The following is a 24,101-nucleotide window of genomic DNA, read 5'->3' as shown; positions in this document are numbered from 1 at the left end:
GTCATTCGATGACCTCCCCACGCAGCAGGAACTTGGCCAGGGCGAACGAACCGACGAAGCCGAACAGCGCGATCAGCAGTGCCGCTTCAAAATAGGTGTCGCTGGCGTAGCGGATGCCGAGTACCAGCATCATGAGCATGGCAATGATGTACAGGTAGTCCAGCGCCAGGATCCGATCCTGCGCCGATGGCCCCTTGAGCAGGCGAATCAGGGTCAGCACCATGGCCAGTGCAAAGATGAGCAGACTGACGAGAATGGCGTAGTCGAGCAGGGCACTCATTGGAAAATCTCCATCAACGGGCGCTCGTAAGTGGTCTTGAAGTGTTCGATGAAGCTCGCTTCATCTTCCAGATCGAAAACGTGGACCAGTAATACGCTGCGGTCCAGCGCCAGTTCGGACCAGACGGTGCCGGGAATAACCGTGGCGATGATGGACAACGCAGCCAGGCCGTTCGCGTCACGCAGGTCCAGCGGCACCTTGACGAAGGCTGAGCGTGGCGGCCGTCGTCTGGCTTTCCAGAGGGTCAGTGCCACTTCAATATTTGAAACCAGCACGTCCCAGCCCACCAGCACAAACAGTTTAAGGACAACGCCGGGCTTGCCGATGTGCACGGGCAATGGCCGCAGCGGCGCCATCAACAACGGTGCGAGAAAGCCGACAATCACCGCCAGTATCAAATTGCCAGGGCTGACGGACAGGTTGAGCACCAACCACAAGATGGCCAATGCCACGGAAAACCACGGGGCCGGAAACCAACGCTTCATGGCTGCACCGCCGATATCGCCGTATCACTGGCCGGGCCTCGTAGCGCGCGGATGGCCATTACCGACTGTATGTATTGCTTGGGCTCATGCAGCGCCGCAGCCGTGTCGCGTGTGTACCGCAACAGTGGCTCGGCCTTGAAGGTCAGGATGACACAGAGGCCGAGCAAAATCATGATGGGCAGGCATTCGATGCGACGCAGCAGCGGTGGCGTGGGCTCTTGGGGTGTCCAGAAACGCTGGATACCGACCCGGGAAAACGCCAACAACGAGGCCAGCCCGGAAAAAATCAGCAGCCCGGTGAATACCCAGGTCCGTGTGCCAACCGCTTCATCCTGCGCCACATCAAGCCCGAGTGGGTTGAGCAGCGCGCTGAGCAGCGCCAGTTTTCCGATAAATCCTGACAGCGGCGGCATGCCGATGATCAGCAGCGCCGAGACAATAAAACTCAGCCCCAGAAACGCAACTGTCATGGGGATCACCTGGCCGACCAGCGCTTTTTGCTGGTCGTCCAGGTTGGTGCCCGGAGGCGGGTGCAACGATTCCATGGTGCGCGGCAGTTGGTCGACGTCGTCGTCCAACGGGATTTCATTGGCTGAACGCGAACGTTCGATCAACTCCGCCAGCAGGAACAGCGCACTCAGGGCCAGGGTCGAGCTGACCAGGTAGAACAGCGCGCCGGCCGTCAGGCTCGGCTGGGCGAAGCCGATGGCCGCCAGCAAAATGCCGGCGGACACCAGAATACTCAAGCCGGCCATGCGCTCCAGGCGCTGGGCACCAATGATCGACACCGCCGCCGTGAAAATCGTCGCCATCCCACCGTAGATCAACCAGTCGCCCCCGAACAACGCTGAAGCGCCGGCCTGACCGGAAAACAACAACGTCCACAAGCGTAACAGGGTGTAGATGCCGACCTTGGTCATGATCGCGAACATCGCCGCGACGGGCGCACTGGCGGCCGCGTAGGCTGGAACCAGCCAGAAATTCAAAGGCCACATACCGGCCTTGGCCAGAAACGCCACCGCCAGAATGGCGGCACCGGCGTGCAGCAGCCCCAGGTCGGCTTCCGGTACCTGAGGGATTTTCACCGCCAGGTCCGCCATGTTCAGGGTCCCCGTGACGCCGTAAATCAACGCGGCACCGATCAGGAACAACGACGACGCCAGCAGGTTGATCGCAATGTAATGCAGCCCCGCCGAAACCCGTGCCCGTCCGGAGCCATGCAACATCAAGCCATAAGACGCTGCCAGCAGGACCTCGAAAAAGACGAACAGGTTGAACAGGTCCGCAGTGAGGAACGCACCGTACAGGCCCATCAACTGGATCTGGAACAGCGCGTGGAAACTGGCGCCTGCCCGATCCCAGCGGGCCAGGGCGAACAGCAGGGCGCAGACGCCGACGATGCCGGTGAGTACCAGCATCAGCGCCGACAGATGATCCACCACCAGCACGATGCCGAACGGGACTTCCCAGTTGCCCGGCAGGTAAACCCCGATCGCGCCTGTGGTGCCGCTCTTTTGCACCCAGATAAACAGTGCAATGGAAACTCCCAGGCCAAGCACGGTGGACAGAAGATTGATGCGCGCCTTGAGCGGGCGGTGTTTTTCGCCCAGCCAGAGCATGATCGCCGCAGTCAGCACCGGCAGCAGGATCGGTGCGACGATCAGTTGATTCATCCACGTCATTTTTTAGGCTCCCGGCCATCCACATGGTCGGTGCCTGTCAAGCCCCGGGACGCCAGCAGCAGCACCAGAAACAGGGCGGTCATGGCGAAGCTGATCACAATGGCCGTCAGCACCAGGGCTTGTGGCAGTGGATCGGTGTAGTGCAGCAAATCCTGGGGAACGCCGTTGCGGATGATCGGTTCGCGACCGATGAACAGGCTGCCCATGCTGAAAATGAACAGATTGACGCCATACGACAGCAGGCACAGGCCCATGACCACCTGGAAGGTCCGTGGGCGCAGGATCAGCCAGACGCCGGAGGCGGCCAGTACGCCGATGGCAATTGCGATGACTTCTTCCATCAGACGGCTCCTTGTTCAGCGACGGGGGCAGGAATGGGTTTGGGCAATGACGTCGGGCGATGGCTCCGCACCGACTGGTGCGCCAGGGAGGTGAGAATCAGCAAGGTCGAACCCACCACGACGGCGTACACCCCGACGTCGAAAAGCAGCGCGCTGGCCACGTGAATATCCCCCAGCCACGGTAACTCCAGATGCGCCGTGTGGGTGGTCATGAACGGATAGCCCAGCACCATCGAGGCCATGCCGGTGATGATCGCAAACAATAATCCGGTGCCCATCCAGCGCAACGGCCGCAGGCGCATCTGGGCTTCGACCCACTGGGTGCCAGCCACCATGTACTGGAGGATGAACGCCACCGACATCACCAGCCCGGCGACGAAACCGCCACCGGGCTGGTTGTGGCCACGCATGAACAGGTACATCGACACCACGAAGGCGATGGGCAACAACAGGCGCACCAACACGGCAGGCACCATCATGAAACCCAGTGCGGTATCGCTGGCGCTGCGCGGGTTGACCAGGTCAGTGACCACATCCCGGGCAAGCAGACGCTGCTGGGAGGGCAGGGGAATGCTTTCCCTGGGCGGGCGAAAGCGGCGTAGCAGAGCAAAAACCGTCAGGGCCACGGCCGCCAGTACGGTAATTTCGCCGAAGGTATCGAAGGCGCGGAAGTCCACCAGCATGACGTTGACCACGTTGGTGCCACCGCCTTCCGGCAGCGAGCGACTCAGGTAGAAGGAAGAAATGACGTTCGGTGTGGCGCGGGTCAGCATCGCATAGGACAACAACGCCATGCCGCAGCCCACCATGGCGGACAGGATCAGGTCCCGGACCCTGCGCGCCCTGGCACGGGTGCGACTGCTGACCAGTGGCGCGACATCTTCGTTGCGACGTGGCAGCCAGCGCAGGCCCAGCAGGATCAGGACTGAGGTGACCACTTCCACCACCAGTTGGGTCAGCGCCAGGTCCGGCGCGGAGAACCAGACAAAGGTGATGCACGTCATCAGGCCGCACACGCTGACCATGATCACCGCCGCCAATCGGTGATATTTACCCTGCCATGCCGCGCCCAGTGCGCAGGCGATTGCGATCAGCCACAACGTGACGAAGACACCCGACCCGGGGATTTTCGGGCGATCGCCCCAGGTGAGGCCGCTGAAATACATGGGGATGAAGCCGCCGACCACCGCCGCCAGTACCAGCAGGAACAACTGCGGTTGCAAGCGACGGGTACTCATATGGCGCTCAAACCGGCGCGCCCAGCGGGTGAGCAAGACCAGCGAACGCTCGAACAGACGCTTGCCATTGAGTCGATTGACTAACGGCGGGCCCGCGAAGCGGTGTTGTTTGAACGACGGGCGCAGCAACAGATACAAGGCGATGCCGCCGGCCATGGCAACCAGGCTCATGATCATTGGCGCATTCCAGCCGTGCCAGATCGCCAGACTATAGGCAGGGAGCGTGCCGCCTACCACCGGTTGCGCCGCTGCGGCGAGCAGCGGACCCACGGAATGTGCCGGAAAGATCCCCACGATCAGGCAGGCCAGAACCAGAAACTCTACCGGTGCCCGCATCCAGCGGGGCGGCTCGTGTGGGATATGCGGCAGGTCTGTGGCTTTGGGACCGAAAAATACATCCACGGTAAACCGCAACGAGTAGGCCACACTGAAGGCACCCGCGAGGGTAGCGATCACCGGCAACGCCATTTCGACCCAGGCCGAAGAAGAGATGAACACGGTTTCAGCGAAGAACATTTCCTTGGACAGAAAACCGTTGAGCAACGGAACCCCGGCCATGGACGCACTGGCAACCATGGCCAGGGTCGCCGTATAGGGGATCAGGGTGATCAAGCCGCTCAGCCTGCGTATATCCCGGGTGCCGCTCTCGTGGTCGATAATGCCCGCCGCCATGAACAACGAAGCCTTGAACGTGGCGTGGTTGAGAATGTGGAACACGGCGGCCACCGCTGCCAGCGGGCTGTTGAGGCCCAGCAGCAAAGTGATCAGCCCCAGATGACTGATGGTCGAATACGCCAGCAGGCCCTTGAGGTCGTTCTGAAAGATCGCGGAATACGCGCCGAGAATCAGCGTGCAGGCACCCGCGCCGCTGACCATCCAGAACCACTGCTCGGTGCCGGACAATGCCGGCCAGAACCGCGCCAGCAGGAAGACACCCGCCTTGACCATGGTTGCCGAATGCAGATACGCCGAAACCGGCGTCGGCGCGGCCATGGCGTGGGGCAGCCAGAAATGAAACGGAAATTGCGCGCTCTTGCTCAATGCGCCGATCAGAATCAACGTCAGCAACACCGGGTACAGGGCATGGGCGCGAATCGCTTCGCCGGACGCCAGCACACGGTCCAGGTCATAGCTGCCCACTACATGGCCCAACAGCATCACGCCCACCAACAGCGCCAGCCCGCCTGCGCCCGTGACCATCAGTGCCATATAGGCACCCCGGCGCGCGTCGGCGCGGTGGTGCCAATAGCCGATCAGCAGGAACGAGAAGACACTGGTCAATTCCCAGAAAAACACGATCTGAATCAGATTCCCCGACATCACCAGGCCGAGCATGGCGCCCATAAACGCCAGGAAAAACGCAAAAAACCGTGGCACCGGATCATCCGGTGACATGTAGTAGCGGGCATACAGCGAAACCAGCGTACCGATGCCCAACACCAGCATCGAGAACAACCAGGCGAAACCGTCCATGCGCAGGACGAAATTCAAGCCAAGGCTTGGCAGCCAGAAAAATTCTTGGCGAATAACGCCGCCGTCAACGATTTGCGGATACCAAAGGGCCACCTGAATCGCGCCGGTGAGTGCAACCACTCCGGAGAGAATCGATTCAGTATTACGCGCATTGTGCGGCAGAAGTGCTGCCAGACAGCTGCCAATAAATGGCAGAAGCAGTAGAACTATCAGGGACATAGGCTTCTAATCTGCGGATAAATGTCAAGGATCATACGTGTTGGGGCACGCATCACCAACCGTCAAGGTGTCGCAGAATCCTACAAATTACGTCGTCAACCGCTGATGGTGGCCATCACAGTCAACCGTTTTTCGAGATCAGAAGACAGTACAGTCATTCAGTCGGCTTCGTTCAGCCGTTCGGCTTCGCAAGGGTCTGTGAGAGCCGGTTTGCTTCGGCCCTTGAGTTCGCTGACGATTACCCCCGCGACAATCAATGCCCCGCCGAGCAAGGCAATGCCGGGCAAGCGTTCCCCGGCGAGCCGCCCGAAGATCCCGGCCCACACCGGTTCGCCTGCGTATATCACCGTGGCGCGAGTGGGCGAGACGGTGCGTTGGGCCCAATTCATGGCCACTTGAATCACCGCGCTCATGGCGCCCAACCCGATGGCGCTGATCACCAGCATCCAGGAGAAATCCGGCAGGCGCTCCCCGGTGGGCATCACCATCAGGAACGACAGCAGCGACGCCGTGCCCAGTTGCACCACGGTGACGCGGCGCACATCGACCTTGCCCCCGTAGGCGCTGATCATGATGATCTCGGCCGCAATCGCAACGGCGCTTACCACGGTGGCAATTTCGCCTGAACTGAACTGCAACGAAGCGCCCTGAGGACCTGACAGCAGCATCAGACCCGCAAACGCCAGGGCGATGCCCAGGCTGGGCATCAGTCCTGGGCGTCGGCCCAGTACCAGCCATTGCAACAGGGGCACGAACGGAACATAAAGTGCAGTGATGAATGCTGACTGGCTGCTGGGAATCGTTTGCAGCCCCATGGTCTGCAACCCGTAACCGAGCATGATCGCAGCGCCGATGGCGATGCCGGCCTTGAGCTCGATCAGGGTCAACCCACGCATCACGTTCAATGAGAAACACGCGACGAACAGCGCGGCGGCCGCAAAGCGCAGGCCGACGAAAAACATCGGGCCGCTGACGGTCATGGCATGCTGCACGATCAGGAACGTCCCGCCCCAGATCAGCGTGATCAGCACCAGCACCATTTCAGCTTTACTGAATCGAGGCTTCATCAGGGTAGACTTCATGTTTTCACCGGGCTTGATCGCCTTGCGTACGGCAAGGGCACAACGCATCATGCGTCAAAAAGTGCGCAGTATACTGCCCAATCAGGTTGAGAGAACAATCAAAAGTGAGTGATGACAATCCCCAGCGTGCACCCGTGCTGCAACACGTCAGTCAGAATGTGCGACGCTTGCGCAACAGCCTGGACATCAGCCAGACCGCGCTGTCGGAAAAGTCCGGTGTCAGTCGGCGCATGCTGGTGGCCATCGAAGCCGGGGAGAAGAACGTCAGCCTGGCCACGCTGGATCGGGTCGCCGAAGCGTTGGGTGTTGCGTTCAGCGATCTGATTCAGGCCCCCGAGGTGCGCGACCCCAGCCGCATCAACGAAGTGGCCTGGGCCGGGGCGATACCCGGCAGTCGTGCAGTGTTGCTGGCCAAGGCCACCGCGAAACGTGAAGTGGAACTGTGGGAATTTTCACTGGAGCCCGGCGAAGTCTATGAGTCCCAGGCCGACCCCGAAGGCTGGAGTGAACAGGTGTATGTGGTGCACGGCTGCCTGACCATCGGGCTGGCAGACGAGGTTCGGCAGGTGGGGGCTGGAGAGTTCTTTATGTTTGCCAGTAACCAGGCGCACAGTTATCGGAACGAAGGTGCGACTACGTTGCGCTTTGTACGTAACGTGGTGCTGTGAAGCCCGGATAGCAGCCTCGACCTGATACCGCCGATCAAGCGGATGTGTACCAACGGAGGGTTTCCAAATTCTTCAGCCCGGTTAATCTCCTTGAACATGCAATTGAGGTCAGACGCGGGAGGTTGACGGGCACCTGGGTGCATGTCGGCCCGGGTTCGAGCTCATTAAAGGTGGCCGCCGAATGATTTCACCGACTCATCATGCTGTTGACCCGTCTCCAGCCGTAGACGTTCTGATCGTCGGCGGCGGCCTGAGTGGCAGCATGCTCGCCGTGCAGTTGCTGCGCCTGCCGGGCACACGACGCTTGCTGATCGTCGAGCCGCGAGACGAGCTCGGCCGGGGCGAGGCCTACAGTGCCACCGAGTTGGGACACACCCTCAATGGCAATGCGGCGCGCATGAGCGTCGATCCCGACGATCCCGACGATTTGACGCACTGGCTTACGGATTTCATCGCCGCCGGTGGCTGGCCTGAGTCCGATGAGCAACATGTGCCCATTGCCGAGTTATTTCCGCCCCGGGGTGTTTTCGGGCTGTATGTTCAGCAGCGTCTGGCACAGGCTGAAGCCCTGGGCGCGAGCCGGGGCTCGTCAGTGGAGCACGTGCGCGGCGAAGCGGTGGATCTGCACGTCACTGACGCCGGAGTGACCCTGATACTCGCCGATGGACAGCCACTCTCTGGCCGACATGCCGTGCTGGCGACGGGTATGTACGCGGCCGCCCGCACGCCACAACGGCAATCCAGCGGGCTCAACGCGGCGGCCGTCGACCCTTGGGATGTCAGCGCCATGCGCCGGCTGGATCCCCAGTCCCGGGTATTGATCATCGGTTCGGGCCTGACCATGGTGGATGCGGTGGTTTCCTTGCAGCAGGCCGGTCATCGCGGCCCAATCGACATATTTTCCCGCCACGGGTTGCTGCCTCACGTACGCCGCCAGCCGCCGCCCTGGATGGACTTTCTTGCCGAAGATCACAGCATTCGCAGCCCCCGGCAACTGGTGCGCGCGCTGCGCGAGCAATGTGAGCTGGCCATTGAGAACGGCATCGACTGGCAAGCGCCACTGGATATGGTCCGGGCCAATATCGGACGGCTGTGGAACCAGGCGTCCGACGTGCAGCGTCGCCAGTTCGTGCGTCACGTGCGGCCTTGGTGGGAAAGCCATCATCACCGCTCGCCACCGCCCAGCGCCGCGCTGTTGGCGCATCTGATCAGCGAGGGACGAGTGACCATTCAGGCCGCTTCGTTGCAAGGCGTTGAAACATTGGACTCCGGTCGATTGCAAATCCGCATTCGTCGGCGCGGCGAGCAGCAAGCGTCGCGGGTCACGGGGGACGCGTTGATCAACTCCACGGGCATCGAATACGACTGGCGTCGAGTCGACCGCCCGCTGCCAAGGCAATTGCTTGCTCGCGGGCTGGTACAGCCAGGTCCACTGGCATTGGGCATCGCTGCCGACCCTGGCGGTGCCGTGCTGGATGCCCACGGCCGCGTATCTTCACGGCTGTTCGCCATGGGCCCGCCGTTGCGCGGGATGTGGTGGGAAAGCACGGCGGTGACCGACGTGGCGCTGCAAGCCAAGGCGTTGGCTGAGCGGTTGGCCGGTATGTGACGTGGGCAGAAAACACCTGCGCTCAGCCTCCCGATGCGCGTTTGGCGGTGTCTGCAAAATCGCATCGCAGGCCCCGTGGGACCGGCTTTAGCCGGGAAGGCGATAGGCCAGGCGAAAAAGCTGCCGGGACCCTACCGACCTCTTTCCGGCTAAAGCCGGTCCCACAGCGATGTCACAGGACATTTGCCTGGTTAAAGCCAGTGCCATAAAGATCTCGCATGCCTTTTGCCTGCACGCAAATCGACCAGGCGACACGATTGCGACGTGTGGCCTGACAAAGTGACTACCGTAAGCGCGCAAAGGGTGAATCCGCCATTGCCGGGTATCCCTGCCATTCAAAGTTCACTCCCCCTCAAGCAACTGCGGCCCCGATCCTTGCTCGCCCAGCACATCTCCCCAATTGCGCAGCGGGCAGGCGTCCATGGACAGGCAACCACAGCCGATGCAACCGGTGAGCTGGTCCCGTAACGCGGTCAGGCGATTGATCCGGTCATCGAGTTCGGTTTTCCATTGTGCGGACAGCTTGTGCCAATCGGTGGCGGTGGGCGTGCGGCCTTCAGGCAGGGTTTGCAGGGCCGCATGGATGCTGGCCAACGGAAGGCCCAAGCGCTGGGCCACTTTGATCAGGGCCACGCGTCGCAGCATCTCCCGGGGATAGCGCCGCTGGTTGCCGGCGTTGCGTTGGCTGCTGATCAAGCCTTTGCTTTCGTAAAAGTGCAACGCTGTCACGGCTACGCCGCTACGGGTCGCCAGTTGGCCAACGGTCAGTTGTCGATCAGGGGTTTTTATTTTCGCTTCGTTCATGGCTATTTGCCGCTTGACCTCTAGTTAGCTAGAGGTTTTACCCTTCGGGGCCTGGGTTCGCAACTATCCTGGTCAAGACAGTGGAGAAATAACATGACGCAACCTGTGGCTCATCACCCGGTCAATCAGCTTCTGGAGTTCACAACCTATCCTCGCCAGCAGCCGGCGTTGGTCGCGGCGCTGCTCGAGCAGGTCGAGCGTTTCACCTGTACCTGTCCGGGGTTCATCAGCGCCACCGTCCAGGCCAGTGGTGACGGGCGACGCGTGCTTAATCAAGTGTTGTGGCAATCAACAGGTGCCAGTGAAGAAGCCTGGCGAAATGCCGGCCAGCACTTCACCGCGTTCCTGCGCGAGCACCGGGTGACCGCCGTCAATTTTCACGCCTACGAAGTGCAAGGCGGGATAACGCTTGCGCACCCTGATGCGGTGACATTCAAATAGGGCGCTGCTTTCCAATGCCCGACATCAATCAATAAAAAGAGGTAATGAACATGACCGGCCCACTTGAAGGCATTCGCGTGATTGAAATCGGCACACTGATCGCCGCGCCGTTCGCCGCCCGGTTGATGGCCGAATTCGGCGCCGAAGTCATCAAGATCGAAGCCATGGGGCAGGGCGACCCGCTTCGCAAATGGCGAAAGCTTCATGACGGTACGTCCCTGTGGTGGTACTTGCAGTCGCGCAACAAAAAATCCCTGGCGCTTAACCTCAAATCCCCCGAAGGCATTGCCATCGTCAAGCAGTTGGCCGAAAGCACCGATGTGCTGATCGAAAACCTGCGCCCCGGTGCCTTGGAAAAGCTTGGCCTGGGGTGGGACGTGCTGCACGCCCTGAACCCCAAACTGACCCTGGTGCGTATCTCCGGCTACGGCCAGACCGGCCCTTATCGGGATCGTCCAGGCTTCGGTGCCATTGGCGAGGCCATGGGCGGTATTCGCTACACCACCGGTACGCCTGGCACGCCGCCAGCCCGCGTCGGTGTAAGTCTTGGCGATTCGCTGGCGTCGATGCATGCCGTCATGGGCGCGTTGATGGCCTTGCTGCGGGTCAAGACCGGGCAGGGAGATGGCCAGATTGTCGATGTGTCCCTGACCGAAAGCGTGTTCAACGTGATGGAAAGCCTGGTGCCCGAGTACGACATGATGGGGCATGTCCGGGAACGCAGCGGCGGCGCGCTGCCGGGTATCGCGCCGTCCAATACCTACCCCACCGCTGACGGGGCCTGGGTGGTCATCGCCGGCAACAGCGACCCGATCTTCAAGCGCTTGATGCAGGCCATCGGCCGCAGCGATCTGGCAGACGATCCGGCATTTGCCCATAACGACGGCCGGGCGGCACAAAGCACGCTGCTGGACGAGGCGATCAGCGTCTGGTCTGCGAGCCTGCCCATCGACGCAGTTCTGCAAGCGCTGGAACAGGCCGAGGTCCCTGCCGGGCGGATTTACAACGTTGCCGACATCGTGGCCGACCCGCACTACCAGGCGCGGGAGATGATCATTGAGGCCCGGTTGCCTGACGGCGTGGCGGTGAAGATGCCGGGCATCGTTCCCAAACTCTCGCAAACCCCCGGCGCTGTGAATTGGCAAGGCCCGAGCCTGGGTCAGCACACCGACAGCGTGCTCCAGAGCCTGGGAATCACGACTGACGACATTCAACGCCTCAAGCAGGAAGGGGTGGTTCGGTAATCACCAAGGGCTGTTTGTGACGCCCGTCACTGAACCGAAACTTTTACCGCGCCGCGCCTGTCACTCTTAAACACCTCAGACAGGGAATCAGGCGATGGCAAGGGCAATCTGGAAAGGCGCGATCAGTTTCGGGCTGGTGCATATTCCTGTCGCGCTGGTGTCGGCGACGTCTTCCCAGGGCGTGGATTTCGACTGGCTCGACAAACGCAGCATGGAGCGGGTCGGGTACAAGCGCATCAACAAAGTCACCGGCAAGGAGATGACCAAGGAAAACATCGTCAAGGGCGTGCAGTACGAGAAAGACCAGTACGTGGTCCTGAGCGAAGAGGAAATTCGCGCCGCGCACCCCAAGTCCACCCAGACCATTGAAATTTTTGCCTTTGTCTCCAGCGATCAGATCCCTCTGCAACACATCGAAACGCCTTATTACCTTGCGCCGGACAAACGGGGCGAGAAGGTCTACGCCTTGCTGCGCGAAACCCTGAATGAGACCAAAAAGGTGGCCTTGGCCAATGTGGTGCTGCACACCCGTCAGCATCTGGCGGCGGTGATGCCCCTTGAGTCCGCCATGGTGTTGGTGATTCTGCGTTGGCCTTCGGAGGTGCGCGGGCTGGAGACGCTGGAACTGACCGACGCGGTCACCGACGTCAAGCTCAGCAAGGCCGAACTGAACATGGCCAAGCGCCTGGTAGAGGACATGAGTGCCCAATGGCAGCCTGAGGACTATCACGACACCTTTCAGGATCAGATCATGCACCTGGTGGAAACCAAGGCACGGGAAGGGAAAATCGAAGCCGTTGAAACGCAAACCGAGGACACCGAGCGTAAAAGCGCGGACGTCATCGATCTCACCGAATTGCTCAAACGCAGTCTGGCGGGCAAGGGCTCAAGCAGCAAAAGTGCCGCAAAACCGGCCGCCAAGTCCAGCAGCAAAGGTGCCAATGCAGCCCCCGCCAAACGTCGTGCTCCTGCACGCAAGAAAACCACCAAGGCTTCCTGACAGCACGCTTGAGCGGAGGATCGACCATGGCCAAGCCGGTAAGTGAATACGCCCGCAAGCGCAATTTCGACATTACCGGCGAGCCCGCGGAGTCTCCCGCTCCGGCCAAGGGCAAGCGGGCCGGGAAAGCCTTGAGTTTTGTCATTCACAAGCACGATGCGCGCAACCTGCACTACGATTTTCGCCTGGAGCTTGATGGCACCCTGAAAAGCTGGGCGGTGCCCAAAGGCCCGAGCCTGGACCCGACCAACAAGCGTCTGGCTGTGCAGGTTGAAGATCATCCGCTGAGATATGCCAGTTTCGAGGGCAGCATCCCCAAGGGACAGTATGGTGCCGGAGACGTGATCGTTTGGGACCGTGGCATCTGGCAGCCCCATGGCGATCCCGCTGACAGCTACAAAGAGGGCAAGCTCAAGTTCACCCTCGTCGGGGAAAAGCTGACCGGAGACTGGACGCTGGTTCTCACTCGCCTAAAAGGCAGCAGTGACAAGCCGCAGTGGTTGCTGATCAAGGAAAAGGACGACGCTGCCCGTTCGAGCAAGGCGTACGACATTGTTCAGGATCAGCCGCAAAGTGTAGTGAGCGGGGCGTTGGTGGGTAAGGAAACTACGCCGGGTCAATCAGGCAGGGCTAAACCCAAACCCTCGGTTGAATCCCCGAAAAATACAGCGAACACACCTGACGCTCCCAAACCTGCTCGCAAAAAAGCGGCGCTCCGTAAACAGACCGCTGCCGTCCCCGAGAAGCTGACGCCGCAGTTGGCGACCCTGGTGGATGCGCCCCCCGAAGGCCAGTGGTTATATGAAGTCAAATTCGACGGTTACCGCATTCTGACGCGAGTGCTGGATGGCCAGGTGAGCCTGTTCAGTCGCAACGGCCATGACTGGACTGAACGCCTGCCGCTGCAAGCCAAGGCTTTGGCGGCGCTGGGACTGAGTGACAGCTGGCTGGACGGCGAAATGGTCGTGCTCAACGAACAGGGTTTGTCGGATTTTCAGGCACTGCAGAACGCCTTCGACAGCGGCCGCAGCAAGGACATTGTTTATTACCTGTTTGACGTTCCTTGTCTCAACGGGCATGACCTGCGCGACACGCCGGTTGAGGAGCGTCGCGGGGCGTTGCAGCAGGTGCTGGCCAGACACCGCAGCAAAGTGCTGCGCTTTTCCGAGGCCTTCCAGTCCACCCACAAGGATATTGTCGAAAGCGCCAGCGCCATCGGACTTGAAGGTGTCATCGGCAAGCGGTCTGGCAGTGCTTACGTCAGTAAGCGCAGCCCCGACTGGATCAAACTCAAATGCCGACTGCGTCAGGAGTTCGTCATCGTCGGCTTTACTCAGCCTCAGGGCAGCCGTAGCGGTTTCGGGGCCATGCTTCTGGCGGTCAACGAAGACGGGGAGAATCCCGGCCTGGTGTATGCGGGCAGGGTGGGTACCGGCTTCAACCAGAGCGCCCTTGGGCAACTGAGTGAGCGCATGAAGCCACTTGAGCGCAGTTCATCGCCGCTGGTGAAAAAGCTGACCAGTTCCCAGGGCAGAGGCGTGCACTGGATCGAACCGGGACTGGTGTGCGAAGTGGAGTTTGCCGAATGGACCCGTGAAGGGATTGTGCGTCAGGCGGCGTTCATTGCGCTGCGCTCGGATAAACCGGCAAGCCAGGTCATCCACGAGCATCCCCGGGCAGCCACCGAACTCAAGGGCACGTTCAAGCCCAAGGCGGCGAAGGCCGTCAGTGAAGTCCCTGACAAACCTGCTAAATCCGCGAGGGGCCGAATCGCAGTGGCGGGTGTCAGCATCAGTCACCCCTACCGAGTGATTGATGCACAAAGCGGAACACACAAAGTGGATCTGGCCCATTACTACGAGACTGTTGCCGACTGGATTCTGCCCCATCTGGCTCGCAGGCCGGTGGCCTTGCTGCGCTGCCCTGAAGGCGTCGAGGGTGAACAGTTCTTTCAGAAACACGCCGAGCGACTGAAAATCCCCAACATCAAGCAACTCAAGCCCGGTCTGGACCCCGGCCATGCACGGCTGATGGAAATCGACACGGTACAGGCCCTGGTGGGCGCGGCGCAGATGGGCACGATTGAGTTGCACCGTTGGGGGGCCACCAGTGACCGGATCGAAACGCCGGATCACCTGGTCCTTGATCTTGATCCCGATGACGAGCTGCCATGGCGCAGCATGATCGAAGCCACGCAGATGACCTTGTCAGTGCTGGATGAGCTCGGGCTGCAAGCCTTTATCAAGACCAGCGGAGGCAAGGGCATGCACATTATTGTGCCCCTGGCCCGGCAGGCGGATTGGGATACAGTCAAAGGGTTTGCCAAAGCCATCGCCGAGTTCATCAGCCATCAACTGCCCGAACGTTTTACCGCGACCATGGGGCCGAAAAACCGGGTGGGGAAAATCTTTATTGATTACCTGCGCAATAGCCGGGGTGCCAGCACCGTGGTTGCCTATTCGGCACGCGCGCGGCCGGGTTTGCCGGTCTCGGTGCCGGTCGCTCGCGATGAACTGACGCACCTGGCGTCAGCTCAACAATGGAATGTGGGCAACCTTCAAGAGCGGCTGCGCAGGCTGAAAGCCGATCCATGGGCGGGCTACCAGAACCGCCAGCGGATCACCAGGAAGATGTGGCTTCAGTTGGGCCAGAAGCGCTGATTGGCTCCGCAGTTGAAACCGGAAGCGTCGTGGTTTTGATGGATCAAACAGCCGCCCGCAGCCGGAGCAGGGTCACTGGGCCTGGCTATGTTCCGCCTGGGTGTCGGCTCGCTCCGCCGGATAGAATTCGCCCTGCATGTCCATCTGCGCCAGTCGTTGGCGTACGGCGTCCTCGACAGTGCGCAGTGTGTCCGGATCGTCCATGTCCGAGACGCACACCCAGAGTCGATTGACGTTTTGCCCATGGGTGCCTTCACTCATCATGTCGTGAGTAAAAAGCTGTTCACCACGCCACAGGCACAGCTTGGGCTGGGCCGCGTTGTCGGGTTGCGGTGTCTGGGAGGACGACAGCCAGATTTCATTGATCATGCGCAGGTCGACCGTGGCCAGTTGCTCGGTGGAGATGACGTTGCTCATAAGGGTGCTCTCTTGATGGCTGGATGCAGGTCTGACGTGCGGGCAGGGCAGTCGTTCCAACCGCGTGGGCGGATCCTGACGAATGCGGTTTGAACCGACCGGGTCAGGCACGGTCGATCAATCAATAGCCGCAAGGGAGCGTTGCGATGTCGATCCATGGACGTGTGCACTTCAAACACCCCGGTTCGGTGCCATGCTCGCCACCGGCCCGTTGAAGTGGGTCAAGGTTGAGCCGTCAGAGAAGCACGCTTTGCTGTTGGGTTTCGCCTTTCATTTCTGCGTGCTGGCCAGCTATTACCTGGTACGGCCCCTGCGGGATGCCCTCGGTCTGGAAGGCGGTGCCGACCAGTTGCAGTGGCTGTTTACCGCCACCTTTGTGGTCATGCTGGTGATGGTGCCGCTGTTTGGTGCCCTGGTTTCCCGGTTGCCCGCCACCCGCTTTGTGCCCTTGGTCTACCGACTGATCGCGGTGTCGATGCTGGTGTTTGGTGGGCTGATCGCCAACCACATCGCACCGTTGGCCGTCAGTCGGGTGTTCTTCGTCTGGATCAGTATCTACAACCTGTTCATCGTCTCCATTTTCTGGAGCGTACTGGTGGACCGGTTTTCCAGTGAGCAAGGGCGTCGGCTGTTCGGGTTCATCGCGGCGGGCGGCACGCTGGGCACCTTCATCGGGCCATTGCTGGCGGCCACCATGGCGACCCGGCTCGGACCTATTGCCTTGACGGTCGCGGCTGCGCTGCTGCTTGAAGCGGCCGTGCAGTGCTATCGCGCGTTGCTGAGCCGCACCCGGCCCCAAGGTCACGGCATGATCAAGGATGAACAGCGCCTGGGTGGCAGCATGCTCGCCGGGGTGACGCTGATTGTGCGGTCACCGTATCTGCTGGGGCTGGTGCTGTTCATGCTGTTGCACACCAGCGCGGCGACCCTGTTGTATTTCGAACAGGGCCGGATCGTGGTCGACAGCTACGCTGATGTGGCGAGCCGTACGCAGTTTTTTGCGACGGTGGACCTGATCGTGTCAGCGCTGACCTTGATCCTGCAACTGGTGGTGACGGCACCTCTGATTCGCCTCGTGGGTATCGGCGGTGCGCTGGTGGCCTTGCCATTGGCAACGGTGGTTGCGTTCACCGCCATGGCTCTGGCACCCGTGCCCGCCACCGTCGCATTGGCCCAGGGGCTGCGGCGCGCCGTGGAGTTCGCCCTTGTCCGGCCGGCCCGAGAAGTGCTGTGGACCGTGGTGAGCCGGGAAGAAAAGTACAAGGCCAAGAATGTCATTGAAACCGTGGTCTACCGCGGTGGCGACGCAGCCAGCGGCTGGCTGTCCGTGTGGTTGACGGCGTTGGGTGCCGGTTTCGGTTTGCTGGCGATGTTCATCGTGCCCTTTGCCGGGCTTTGGGCCTGGCTGTGTTTCTGGCTGGCAAAGCGCCAGGCGCAGCAGGCCATCACGAGCGACAAATAAGGGGAATCTCATGTCCGACCCTGTTGTTTTCACTCGCAGAAGAATTCTCACACTGGCGGCGGGCCTGTCGGCGGCCTTTACATTGGATACGGCGACCGGGGAGCCAGGGCCGCCGACGCTTCCCTCGCCCACATCACCTTCGACCTTGCCTGCAGGAGCCAGAAAAATGCTGACTCGCGCCATTCCCTCCAGTAACGAACCCCTGCCGATGGTTGGCCTGGGGACTTATCGCGGTTTTGATGTGGCCACCTCGAGCGCCGCCTATAAAAGTCTGCCCGCTGTTGTGGATGCGCTGTTCACGGCTGGGGGCACCGTGATCGACAGCTCGCCCATGTACGGCCGCGCAGAACAGACCACGGGTGAATTGCTGTCGATTCACCAGCCCAGCTCGCCAGCGTTTTTGGCCACCAAAGTGTGGACCCGTGGGCGCAAGGAAGGCATCGCCCAGATGGAGGAGTCGTTCAGGCTGCTGCGCACCCAGCGCATAGACCTGATGCAGATCCATAATCTGTTGGACTGGAAAACCCATTTGCCCACATTGCGCCAATGGAAGGACGAGGGTCGCATCCGCTACATCGGCATTACCCATTACACCTCGTCCGCCTATGCGGAGGTCGAAGCGGTGCTCAAGACCGAGCCACTGGATTTCTTGCAGATCAACTATGCGTTGGATGACCGCGCCGCCGAGGCTCGGCTGTTGCCCTTGTGCCGTGAGCGCGGCGTGGCGGTGATCTGCAATCGGCCCTTCGGCGGCGGTGGCTTGCTGGGGCGACTCAAGGGCAAACCACTGCCGGGCTGGGCGGCGCAGGTCGAAGTCACCAGTTGGGCACAACTGGCCCTCAAATTCCTGCTCGCCCATCCCGCCGTGACCTGTGTGATTCCCGGCACCGGCAATCCGCGTTACATGGCTGAAAACGCGGGCGCCGGTTTCGGGCCGATGCTGACCGATGCCCAGCGCCAACAGCTCATTGCGTTGGTGGGGTAGGGGCGCGTCGGCCCGGACACCACGGCGCGTTTAGCGGTTCACGACTTTTGCGGGTAGCGCCACCACCAGCAGGCTGCTGAGGACCAGGCAACCGGCGAAGAACCACATGGCGCCGGTGCTGCTGCCGGTGACGTCCATGGCAATGCCCATCAGGGAATTGCTTACCAGTCCGGCAATGTTGGCGAGTGAGCAGGCCAGGGCGAATCCGGTCGCAGCGGCGCGACCTCTGAGGAAGGTCGCGGGCAGGCTGAAGAAGGCCGGCAGCGCGCCGAAGATTCCCGCTGAAGCAATCGCGAACAGCAGCACCGTCGCCACCACGTCATGGGTGAAAAACGTGCTGCCGGCCATGGCGGCGGCGCCAATCAGGTAAGGCACGATGATGTGCCAGCGCCGCTCCCGATAACGATCCGAGCTGGCGCCGATGATCAGCATCCCCACCAGCGCGGCAATGCTGGGCAAGGCGGTCAGCACGCCAATGTGAAAGGTGTCGCTCACGCCGGCGTTACGGATGAACGTCGGCATCCAGAAGCCCAGGGCGTAGGCGCTCAGCAGCATCGAAAAATCGATGCCCCCCAGCATCCAGACTTTGAGGTTGAAAAAGCCATCCCGGAAGCTGTATTTGCTGCCCTTGCTATCGGCGGCATCCCGCCCCAGCTCGTTTTCCAGCAAACGTGTTTCGGTGTCATCCAGCCATCTGGCCTGGCGAGGGTTATTCGGCAGCATCCAGAGTGTCAGAACCCCCAACAGCACGCTTGGAACGGCTTCGATCAGAAACAGCCACTGCCAGCCGCGCAGGCCGGCAGCGTGGTCGAAGTGGCTCATGATCCACCCCGACAACGGGCCGCCGATGATGCTCGACAGCGGCAGGCCCAGCATGAACAGGGCAATGATGCGTCCGCGTCGATGGGTCGGAAACCACGTCGTCAGGTAGAACAACACGCCGGGCAGAAAACCCGCTTCGGCAACGCCCAGAAGAAAACGCAGCACATAGAACTGTGTCGGCGTCGTGACCAGCATGGTGCAGGCCGACAACAGCCCCCAGGAGATCATGATTCGAGCGATCCAGATTCGCGCCCCGACTTTTTCCAGGATCAGGTTGCTCGGCACTTCGAACAGGATGTAGCCGACGAAAAACAACCCGGCCCCCAGGCCGAACGCGGTTTCGCTGAAATGCAGTTGATCAAGCATCTGCAATTTGGCAAAGCCGATATTGATCCGGTCGAGATAGGCCGCCAGATAACAGAAACACAAAAATGGAATGAGCTTCCAGGTGATCTTCCGGTACAGCGCTTTGACGGGATCGTTGACGTCCGGGGACGTGGGTCTTACATCTGCAAGGGGCATAGGTCTGTCCTGGCGACTGCAAAGCTTATCAATAGGGTTCAAGCCTGGCAGGCCACGGGTTCGCGTCAGCGATGCCGGAATGTGCGAGTGTTGCAAGCACAGTCCACCGCGCCAGGCATCAAGGTGATGCATCGGCTGCGCGTGACCGGAATGTGTTTTCAGCTCACAAAACCGATGACAACAGCCGATTGCAACACGGTGAGGCCGCGAAGATAGAAGGACAGTTGAACAAATGTGAGTGGAAAGTTGCCAGCTTATTGAATGAAGTTTCCCAAAAAACAGTAGGAAGTGTCTGTAGCAACACTGCTAATCCCTTTGGATGGCGGCTTGACGCGTTCACGCCGCGCAAATGCTCGGGCAAACCGGCATCAGGCGTAAAAAAGAGTGGGGTAATTTGCGTTTAAATAGCGACCTGCACTACATCGCCAACAGCAGACCTTGCTCGCGTTCACCTCAGCGCCCAGCCTGATGATTCAGCCGGGGTTGGTGCTGCTCATATTCATCGATGTCACCACTTCGACACATGCCATGGATGGCTTTCAGGAAAGGGAGAGCGTTCCATGGGTGAGCCCGCTGTGGCGCCTGAAAGGACCGTAACATTACGGGTCAACGGCCAAACCGCCGCCGTTACCGCCATGGCCGATACACCGTTGCTACTGGTGTTGCGCAATGACCTGCAGCTCAACGGCCCGAAGTACGGTTGCGGGCTGGGGGAGTGTGGGGCCTGCACGGTCACCATTGACGGTATTGCGGCGCGCTCATGCATTTTCCCGTTGAGCGGTGCCCAGGGCCGGGAAATCGTCACCCTGGAAGGCATCGGCAGCCGTCAGCATCCGCACCCGGTGCAGCAAGCCTTCATCGACGAGCAAGCCGCGCAATGTGGCTATTGTCTGAACGGCATGATCATGACCGCCAAGGCCCTGCTCGACCGAATCCCCGAGCCCACGGAAGCGCAGATTCGCCACGAGCTGTCGGGGAATCTCTGCCGCTGCGGCACCCACCTGGAAATACTCAGCGCGGTACGGCGTGCCGCACGAAAAAATGCCTTCGACGGATCGCTTTCATGACTCAAGCCTTGCTCAACCGTGACCAACTGCTGGCCAAGACTGGCGTGCTGCTGATCATTGATCGCATCGCGCCCGATTGCGGGCCGCTTGCCAAAGGTGCCGTGCCAGCACCCAAACCCATCGAGCAGGCGCTGTACCTGGCGATCAACGATGACGGGCGCGTCTACGCCTTCAACGGGCACGTAGACCTGGGCACCGGGATTCGCACAGCGTTGGCGCAGATCGTTGCCGAAGAGCTGGATACCGCGCTGGAGCAGGTGTGCGTGATCCTGGGCGATACGGGCAGCGTACCGGATCAGGGGGCGACGATTGCCAGCGCGACCCTCCAGATTGCGGCGGTCCCGTTACGCAATGCCGCCGCCGAGGCGCGCCGCTTTTTGTTGCAACGTGCGGCCCGGCGTTTGGGGGAGCCGGTCCAATCCCTGACAATCGAGCAGGGTGTGGTTGGCGCGATAGACGGCCGTACGTTGAGTTTTGCGGAGCTGGTGACCGGTGAGCATGACGAGCTGTGCATCAGCGGCACGGCGCCACTCAAGCGCGTCGAAGCGTATCGCGTGGTGGGCACGGACAGCATGCGGGTGGATATACCCGGCAAAGCTACTGGCCAACTGACCTATGTGCATGACATGCGCCTGCCCAACATGCTTCATGGCCGCGTGATTCGCCCGCCCTATGCGGGGCTGGACAGCGGTGATTTCGTCGGCAACACCTTGCTGGCAGTGGACGAATCGTCCATTGCCCATGTCCCGGGCGTGGTTCGGGTGGTGGTCATACGCGATTTTGTCGGCGTCATCGCGTTGCGCGAAGAGCAGGCCGCCAAGGCTGCGCAGTTGTTGAAAGTCACCTGGAAGGACTGGACGCACAAGTTGCCGGACCTGAGCGATGTTACCCAGGCCATCCTCGACAATCCCTGTGTCAAGCGGGTCCTGTTGGATAAAGGGAACGTCGAGCAGGCGCTCGATCAGGCCAGCCAACGCATGCCGCGTCGCTATGTGTGGCCCTATCAGATGCACGGGTCCATCGGCCCATCCTGTGCGCTGGCGGATTATCGGCCGGATGCCGTTCGGGTCTGGTCCGGCACGCAGAATCCTCATCTGCTGCGGGCCGACCTGGCCTGGCTGCTGGAATACCCTGAAGAGCGCATCGACATCATCCGCATGGAGGCGGCCGGTTGTTACGGGCGCAACTGCGCCGATGACGTATGTGCCGACGCCGTTCTGCTGTCCCGAGCAGTGGGGCTGCCGGTGCGCGTGCAACTGACCCGGGAGCAGGAGCATGTATGGGAACCCAAGGGTGCGGCGCAACTGATGGACGTCGATGGCGGATTGAATGCCGACGGCGGGGTCGCCGGTTACGACTTTCAGACCTGCTACCCGTCCAACGGCGCGCCGACCCTGGCCTTGCTGTTGACCGGGCGCGTCGATCCGGTGGCGGCGATGTTCGAAATGGGGGATCGCACTTCGGTCGCGCCTTACGATTTCCAGCACATGCGCGTAACCGTCAACGACATGCTGCCGCTGGTGCGTGCGTCCTGGATGCGTGGCGTGTCGGCGCTCCCCAACACCTTCGCCCATGAGTCCTACATGGACGAACTGGCGTTTGCGGCAGGGGTGGACCCTGTGGAATATCGCCTGCGTTACCTGCAGGACGAACGCGGCGCGCAGTTGATCAGGGCCACGGCAGCCCGCGCTGGGTGGACGCCGCGCACCGAACCCATGCAAACGCCGGGACAGGACGCTCTGTTGCGCGGACGCGGCTTTGCCTACGCGCGGTACATGCACAGCAAGTTCCCCGGTGCTGGCGCGGCGTGGGCGGCATGGGTCGCCGATGTGACGGTGGACAAGGTCAGCGGCGAAGTGTCAGTCACGCGTGTGGTGGTGGGGCACGACGCGGGCATGATGATCAACCCGGCCGGAGTGCAGCATCAGATTCACGGCAACGTCATTCAGTCCACCAGTCGCGTGCTCGAGGAACAAGTGGCGTTCGAAGGCTCCCTGGTCGCCAGCAAGGAGTGGGGCGGTTATCCCATCCTGACGTTCCCCCAGGTGCCGGATGTGGACGTATTGATGATGCCGCGTCAGAACGAGCCGCCGCTGGGGGCGGGCGAATCGGCGGCCGTGCCCAGCGCAGCGGCCATTGCCAACGCCGTGTACGACGCCACCGGCATCCGGTTTCGCGAACTGCCCCTTACTGCCGAGCGGGTGCTGGCGGCGCTCAAGCGTGCTGGCGATGTAGAAAAATCACCTCCCGCAGCGCCCGTCAAAGTAAAGCGCGGCAGCAGGTGGTTCGGCGCGATCTTGCTGGCAGGCGGCGTGCTGTTCGGCATGGCCGTCAGCGCCTTGCCCTGGCGTGCACAAATAGCCCCCATTTCACCGCCAGACCCGGGCACCTGGTCTGCGGCGACGCTGGAACGCGGCCGTCTGCTGGCAGCCGCGGGCGCCTGCGTGGTCTGCCACACCGCGCCTGACGGGCCGGAAAATGCGGGTGGGCGAGCGCTGCAAACGCCGTTTGGCTCCTTGTACAGCCGCAACATCACCCCGGACCCGCAAACCGGTATCGGGGGTTGGTCCTATCCGGCGTTTGAGCGCGCCATGCGCGAAGGCATCAGTCGCGATGGCAAACATCTGTACCCCGCGTTTCCCTACACCGCGTTCCGAACCATCAACGATGCCGACATGCAGGCGCTTTATGCGTGGTTGATGGCGCAGCCCCCTGTCATCCAACCGGGCAAAGCCAATGATTTGCGGTTTCCGTGGAGCCTTCGCCCGCTGTTGGCGGGGTGGAATGCGTTGTTCTTGCGCAAGGGTGAGTATCAGATTCAGGCGGGGCGCAGCGAGCAATGGAATCGTGGCGCTTATCTGGTCAACGGCGCAGGGCATTGCGCCGCGTGTCACTCGCCGCGCAATGTTCTGGGGGCGCTGAAAGGTGGGCGCTGGTTTCTGGCGGGCGGCACGGTTGATGGCTGGGACGCCCCGGCGCTCAACGCGCTTTCGACTGCGCCAGTGCCCTGGACCGAGGAGCAACTGTTTGCTTACCTGGGCACCGGCTACAGCGCTGCCCATGGGGTGGCCGCCGGGCCGATGGGGCCTGTGGTCACCGAGTTGGCCAAGCTGCCTGCCGCTGATGTTCGGGCCATGGCGGTTTATCTGGCTTCTCTGAGCGGTTCAGCGTCGGTATCGGTGACTGCCTCGGCCAACGACACGTCAACGGCCGAGCCGCCCATCGACCCTGGTTCACTGCACCGTGGCAAGCGTATTTTCGAAGGCGCCTGTCAAAGCTGCCACGCTGACGGGATGGGCCCGACGCTGTTCGGCGTCAGTCCGTCGTTGGCGAGCAACACTAACCTGCACAGCCAGCAGCCTGACAACCTGCTCAAGATCATCCTGCACGGAATTGCCAACCCGGCGACGCCTGACCTGGGGTACATGCCAGGCTTCAAGGACAGTCTTTCCGATACCCAGATCAGCGAATTGACGGCGTACCTGCGTAATCGCTTTGCACCAGATCAGCCACCCTGGTCGCACCTTGCGAAAAAGGTGGCCCGTGTGCGAGCGAGCCCGGACAACCCTTGAGCGTCGTACGTTCGTTGCCCGACTGCCC

The 24,101-nt window shown here is 61.3% G+C and carries 19 protein-coding genes; 10 read left to right on the top strand and 9 right to left on the bottom strand.

All coding sequences use genetic code 11. The features are described 5' to 3' along the window. Nucleotide 1 precedes the first annotated feature (1 nt). From ACP7B0_RS13660 to ACP7B0_RS13635, 6 genes are all read right to left on the bottom strand, one after another. Nucleotides 2-280, bottom strand: coding sequence for a K+/H+ antiporter subunit F (locus ACP7B0_RS13660; protein ID WP_426141939.1), 279 nt, complete (start codon nt 278-280; stop codon nt 2-4). Beyond that, nucleotides 277-765 (bottom strand): Na+/H+ antiporter subunit E, encoded by a 489-nt coding sequence (locus tag ACP7B0_RS13655; RefSeq protein WP_426141938.1) that lies wholly within the window; start codon nt 763-765, stop codon nt 277-279. Before ACP7B0_RS13655 ends, ACP7B0_RS13660 begins: the two co-directional genes overlap by 4 nt. Next, nucleotides 762-2,447, bottom strand: coding sequence for a monovalent cation/H+ antiporter subunit D (locus tag ACP7B0_RS13650; protein ID WP_426141937.1), 1,686 nt, complete (start codon nt 2,445-2,447; stop codon nt 762-764). Before ACP7B0_RS13650 ends, ACP7B0_RS13655 begins: the two co-directional genes overlap by 4 nt. Then, nucleotides 2,444-2,788, bottom strand: coding sequence for a Na+/H+ antiporter subunit C (locus tag ACP7B0_RS13645; protein WP_426141936.1), 345 nt, complete (start codon nt 2,786-2,788; stop codon nt 2,444-2,446). Before ACP7B0_RS13645 ends, ACP7B0_RS13650 begins: the two co-directional genes overlap by 4 nt. Next, on the bottom strand, nt 2,788-5,718 hold the full coding sequence (locus tag ACP7B0_RS13640) for a monovalent cation/H+ antiporter subunit A (RefSeq protein WP_426141935.1): 2,931 nt from the start codon (nt 5,716-5,718) through the stop codon (nt 2,788-2,790). The genes ACP7B0_RS13645 and ACP7B0_RS13640 overlap by 1 nt, the downstream gene beginning before the upstream one ends. 158 nt (nt 5,719-5,876) lie before the next feature. After that, on the bottom strand, nt 5,877-6,800 hold the full coding sequence (locus ACP7B0_RS13635; RefSeq protein WP_426141934.1) for a DMT family transporter: 924 nt from the start codon (nt 6,798-6,800) through the stop codon (nt 5,877-5,879). Nucleotides 6,801-6,904: 104 nt separating this feature from the next. Here ACP7B0_RS13635 and ACP7B0_RS13630 point away from each other — a divergent pair, with 104 nt between their 5' ends. Next, nucleotides 6,905-7,468, top strand: a complete 564-nt coding sequence (locus tag ACP7B0_RS13630; protein WP_426141933.1) for a helix-turn-helix domain-containing protein — start codon at nt 6,905-6,907, stop codon at nt 7,466-7,468. A gap of 181 nt (nt 7,469-7,649) precedes the next feature. Then, nucleotides 7,650-9,077 (top strand): FAD/NAD(P)-binding protein, encoded by a 1,428-nt coding sequence (locus tag ACP7B0_RS13625; RefSeq protein ID WP_426141932.1) that lies wholly within the window; start codon nt 7,650-7,652, stop codon nt 9,075-9,077. Between the two features lie 342 nt (nt 9,078-9,419). On the opposite strand, the gene soxR is transcribed toward ACP7B0_RS13625, so the two are convergent. Next, on the bottom strand, nt 9,420-9,881 hold the full coding sequence (soxR, locus tag ACP7B0_RS13620; protein WP_426141931.1) for a redox-sensitive transcriptional activator SoxR: 462 nt from the start codon (nt 9,879-9,881) through the stop codon (nt 9,420-9,422). A 93-nt stretch (nt 9,882-9,974) separates the two neighbouring features. Between soxR and ACP7B0_RS13615 the strand changes: the two genes are divergently transcribed. From ACP7B0_RS13615 to ligD, 4 genes are all read left to right on the top strand, one after another. After that, entirely contained in the window at nt 9,975-10,322 is a 348-nt protein-coding gene (locus ACP7B0_RS13615) for an antibiotic biosynthesis monooxygenase (protein WP_426141930.1), read from the top strand. 50 nt (nt 10,323-10,372) lie between these two features. After that, a complete protein-coding gene (locus ACP7B0_RS13610) occupies nt 10,373-11,566 on the top strand; it encodes a CaiB/BaiF CoA transferase family protein (RefSeq protein WP_426141929.1) in 1,194 nt (397 codons plus the stop codon). 94 nt (nt 11,567-11,660) lie between these two features. Continuing rightward, nucleotides 11,661-12,566, top strand: coding sequence for a Ku protein (locus tag ACP7B0_RS13605; RefSeq protein ID WP_426141928.1), 906 nt, complete (start codon nt 11,661-11,663; stop codon nt 12,564-12,566). Nucleotides 12,567-12,592: 26 nt separating this feature from the next. Next, nucleotides 12,593-15,226 (top strand): DNA ligase D, encoded by a 2,634-nt coding sequence (gene ligD, locus ACP7B0_RS13600; protein ID WP_426141927.1) that lies wholly within the window; start codon nt 12,593-12,595, stop codon nt 15,224-15,226. Nucleotides 15,227-15,298: 72 nt separating this feature from the next. Here the strand turns inward: ligD and ACP7B0_RS13595 are convergent, their stop codons facing one another. Continuing rightward, nucleotides 15,299-15,643, bottom strand: coding sequence for a hypothetical protein (locus ACP7B0_RS13595; RefSeq protein ID WP_426141926.1), 345 nt, complete (start codon nt 15,641-15,643; stop codon nt 15,299-15,301). A 193-nt stretch (nt 15,644-15,836) separates the two neighbouring features. Between ACP7B0_RS13595 and ACP7B0_RS13590 the strand changes: the two genes are divergently transcribed. Both ACP7B0_RS13590 and ACP7B0_RS13585 read left to right on the top strand, forming a co-directional pair. After that, on the top strand, nt 15,837-17,105 hold the full coding sequence (locus ACP7B0_RS13590; RefSeq protein WP_426141925.1) for an NTP/NDP exchange transporter: 1,269 nt from the start codon (nt 15,837-15,839) through the stop codon (nt 17,103-17,105). A gap of 10 nt (nt 17,106-17,115) precedes the next feature. Then, nucleotides 17,116-18,090: an aldo/keto reductase gene (locus ACP7B0_RS13585; RefSeq protein WP_426141924.1), complete on the top strand. Its 975-nt coding sequence runs from the start codon at nt 17,116-17,118 to the stop codon at nt 18,088-18,090. A 30-nt stretch (nt 18,091-18,120) separates the two neighbouring features. Here the strand turns inward: ACP7B0_RS13585 and ACP7B0_RS13580 are convergent, their stop codons facing one another. After that, the gene (locus ACP7B0_RS13580) at nt 18,121-19,434 is read right to left on the bottom strand and encodes an MFS transporter (RefSeq protein WP_426141923.1); all 1,314 of its coding nucleotides are present in this window, start codon (nt 19,432-19,434) and stop codon (nt 18,121-18,123) included. A gap of 560 nt (nt 19,435-19,994) precedes the next feature. On the opposite strand from ACP7B0_RS13580, the gene ACP7B0_RS13575 reads away from it, so the two are divergent. Continuing rightward, the gene (locus ACP7B0_RS13575; protein WP_426141922.1) at nt 19,995-20,501 is read left to right on the top strand and encodes a (2Fe-2S)-binding protein; all 507 of its coding nucleotides are present in this window, start codon (nt 19,995-19,997) and stop codon (nt 20,499-20,501) included. After that, on the top strand, nt 20,498-24,073 hold the full coding sequence (locus ACP7B0_RS13570) for a molybdopterin cofactor-binding domain-containing protein (protein WP_426141921.1): 3,576 nt from the start codon (nt 20,498-20,500) through the stop codon (nt 24,071-24,073). Before ACP7B0_RS13575 ends, ACP7B0_RS13570 begins: the two co-directional genes overlap by 4 nt. The last annotated feature ends 28 nt before the right edge of the window (nt 24,074-24,101 follow it).

The sequence above is a fragment of the Pseudomonas sp. DWP3-1-2 genome, assembly GCF_049896285.1.
Taxonomy (GTDB): Bacteria; Pseudomonadota; Gammaproteobacteria; order Pseudomonadales; family Pseudomonadaceae; genus Aquipseudomonas.
The sequence above is the reverse complement of the archived record's forward strand: the minus strand, read 5'-3'. Positions and strand labels throughout refer to the sequence as shown.

Bases quoted from the DNA above. Each gene is read 5' to 3' on its own strand.
- ACP7B0_RS13660 (WP_426141939.1), bottom strand. From the start codon at position 280: ATGAGTGCCCTGCTCGACTACGCCATTCTCGTCAGTCTGCTCATCTTT.
- ACP7B0_RS13655 (WP_426141938.1), bottom strand. From the start codon at position 765: ATGAAGCGTTGGTTTCCGGCCCCGTGGTTTTCCGTGGCATTGGCCATC.
- ACP7B0_RS13650 (WP_426141937.1), bottom strand. From the start codon at position 2,447: ATGACGTGGATGAATCAACTGATCGTCGCACCGATCCTGCTGCCGGTG.
- ACP7B0_RS13645 (WP_426141936.1), bottom strand. From the start codon at position 2,788: ATGGAAGAAGTCATCGCAATTGCCATCGGCGTACTGGCCGCCTCCGGC.
- ACP7B0_RS13640 (WP_426141935.1), bottom strand. From the start codon at position 5,718: ATGTCCCTGATAGTTCTACTGCTTCTGCCATTTATTGGCAGCTGTCTG.
- ACP7B0_RS13635 (WP_426141934.1), bottom strand. From the start codon at position 6,800: ATGAAGTCTACCCTGATGAAGCCTCGATTCAGTAAAGCTGAAATGGTG.
- ACP7B0_RS13625 (WP_426141932.1), top strand. From the start codon at position 7,650: ATGATTTCACCGACTCATCATGCTGTTGACCCGTCTCCAGCCGTAGAC.
- soxR (WP_426141931.1), bottom strand. From the start codon at position 9,881: ATGAACGAAGCGAAAATAAAAACCCCTGATCGACAACTGACCGTTGGC.
- ACP7B0_RS13615 (WP_426141930.1), top strand. From the start codon at position 9,975: ATGACGCAACCTGTGGCTCATCACCCGGTCAATCAGCTTCTGGAGTTC.
- ACP7B0_RS13610 (WP_426141929.1), top strand. From the start codon at position 10,373: ATGACCGGCCCACTTGAAGGCATTCGCGTGATTGAAATCGGCACACTG.
- ACP7B0_RS13605 (WP_426141928.1), top strand. From the start codon at position 11,661: ATGGCAAGGGCAATCTGGAAAGGCGCGATCAGTTTCGGGCTGGTGCAT.
- ligD (WP_426141927.1), top strand. From the start codon at position 12,593: ATGGCCAAGCCGGTAAGTGAATACGCCCGCAAGCGCAATTTCGACATT.
- ACP7B0_RS13595 (WP_426141926.1), bottom strand. From the start codon at position 15,643: ATGAGCAACGTCATCTCCACCGAGCAACTGGCCACGGTCGACCTGCGC.
- ACP7B0_RS13590 (WP_426141925.1), top strand. From the start codon at position 15,837: ATGCTCGCCACCGGCCCGTTGAAGTGGGTCAAGGTTGAGCCGTCAGAG.
- ACP7B0_RS13585 (WP_426141924.1), top strand. From the start codon at position 17,116: ATGTCCGACCCTGTTGTTTTCACTCGCAGAAGAATTCTCACACTGGCG.
- ACP7B0_RS13580 (WP_426141923.1), bottom strand. From the start codon at position 19,434: ATGCCCCTTGCAGATGTAAGACCCACGTCCCCGGACGTCAACGATCCC.
- ACP7B0_RS13575 (WP_426141922.1), top strand. From the start codon at position 19,995: ATGGGTGAGCCCGCTGTGGCGCCTGAAAGGACCGTAACATTACGGGTC.
- ACP7B0_RS13570 (WP_426141921.1), top strand. From the start codon at position 20,498: ATGACTCAAGCCTTGCTCAACCGTGACCAACTGCTGGCCAAGACTGGC.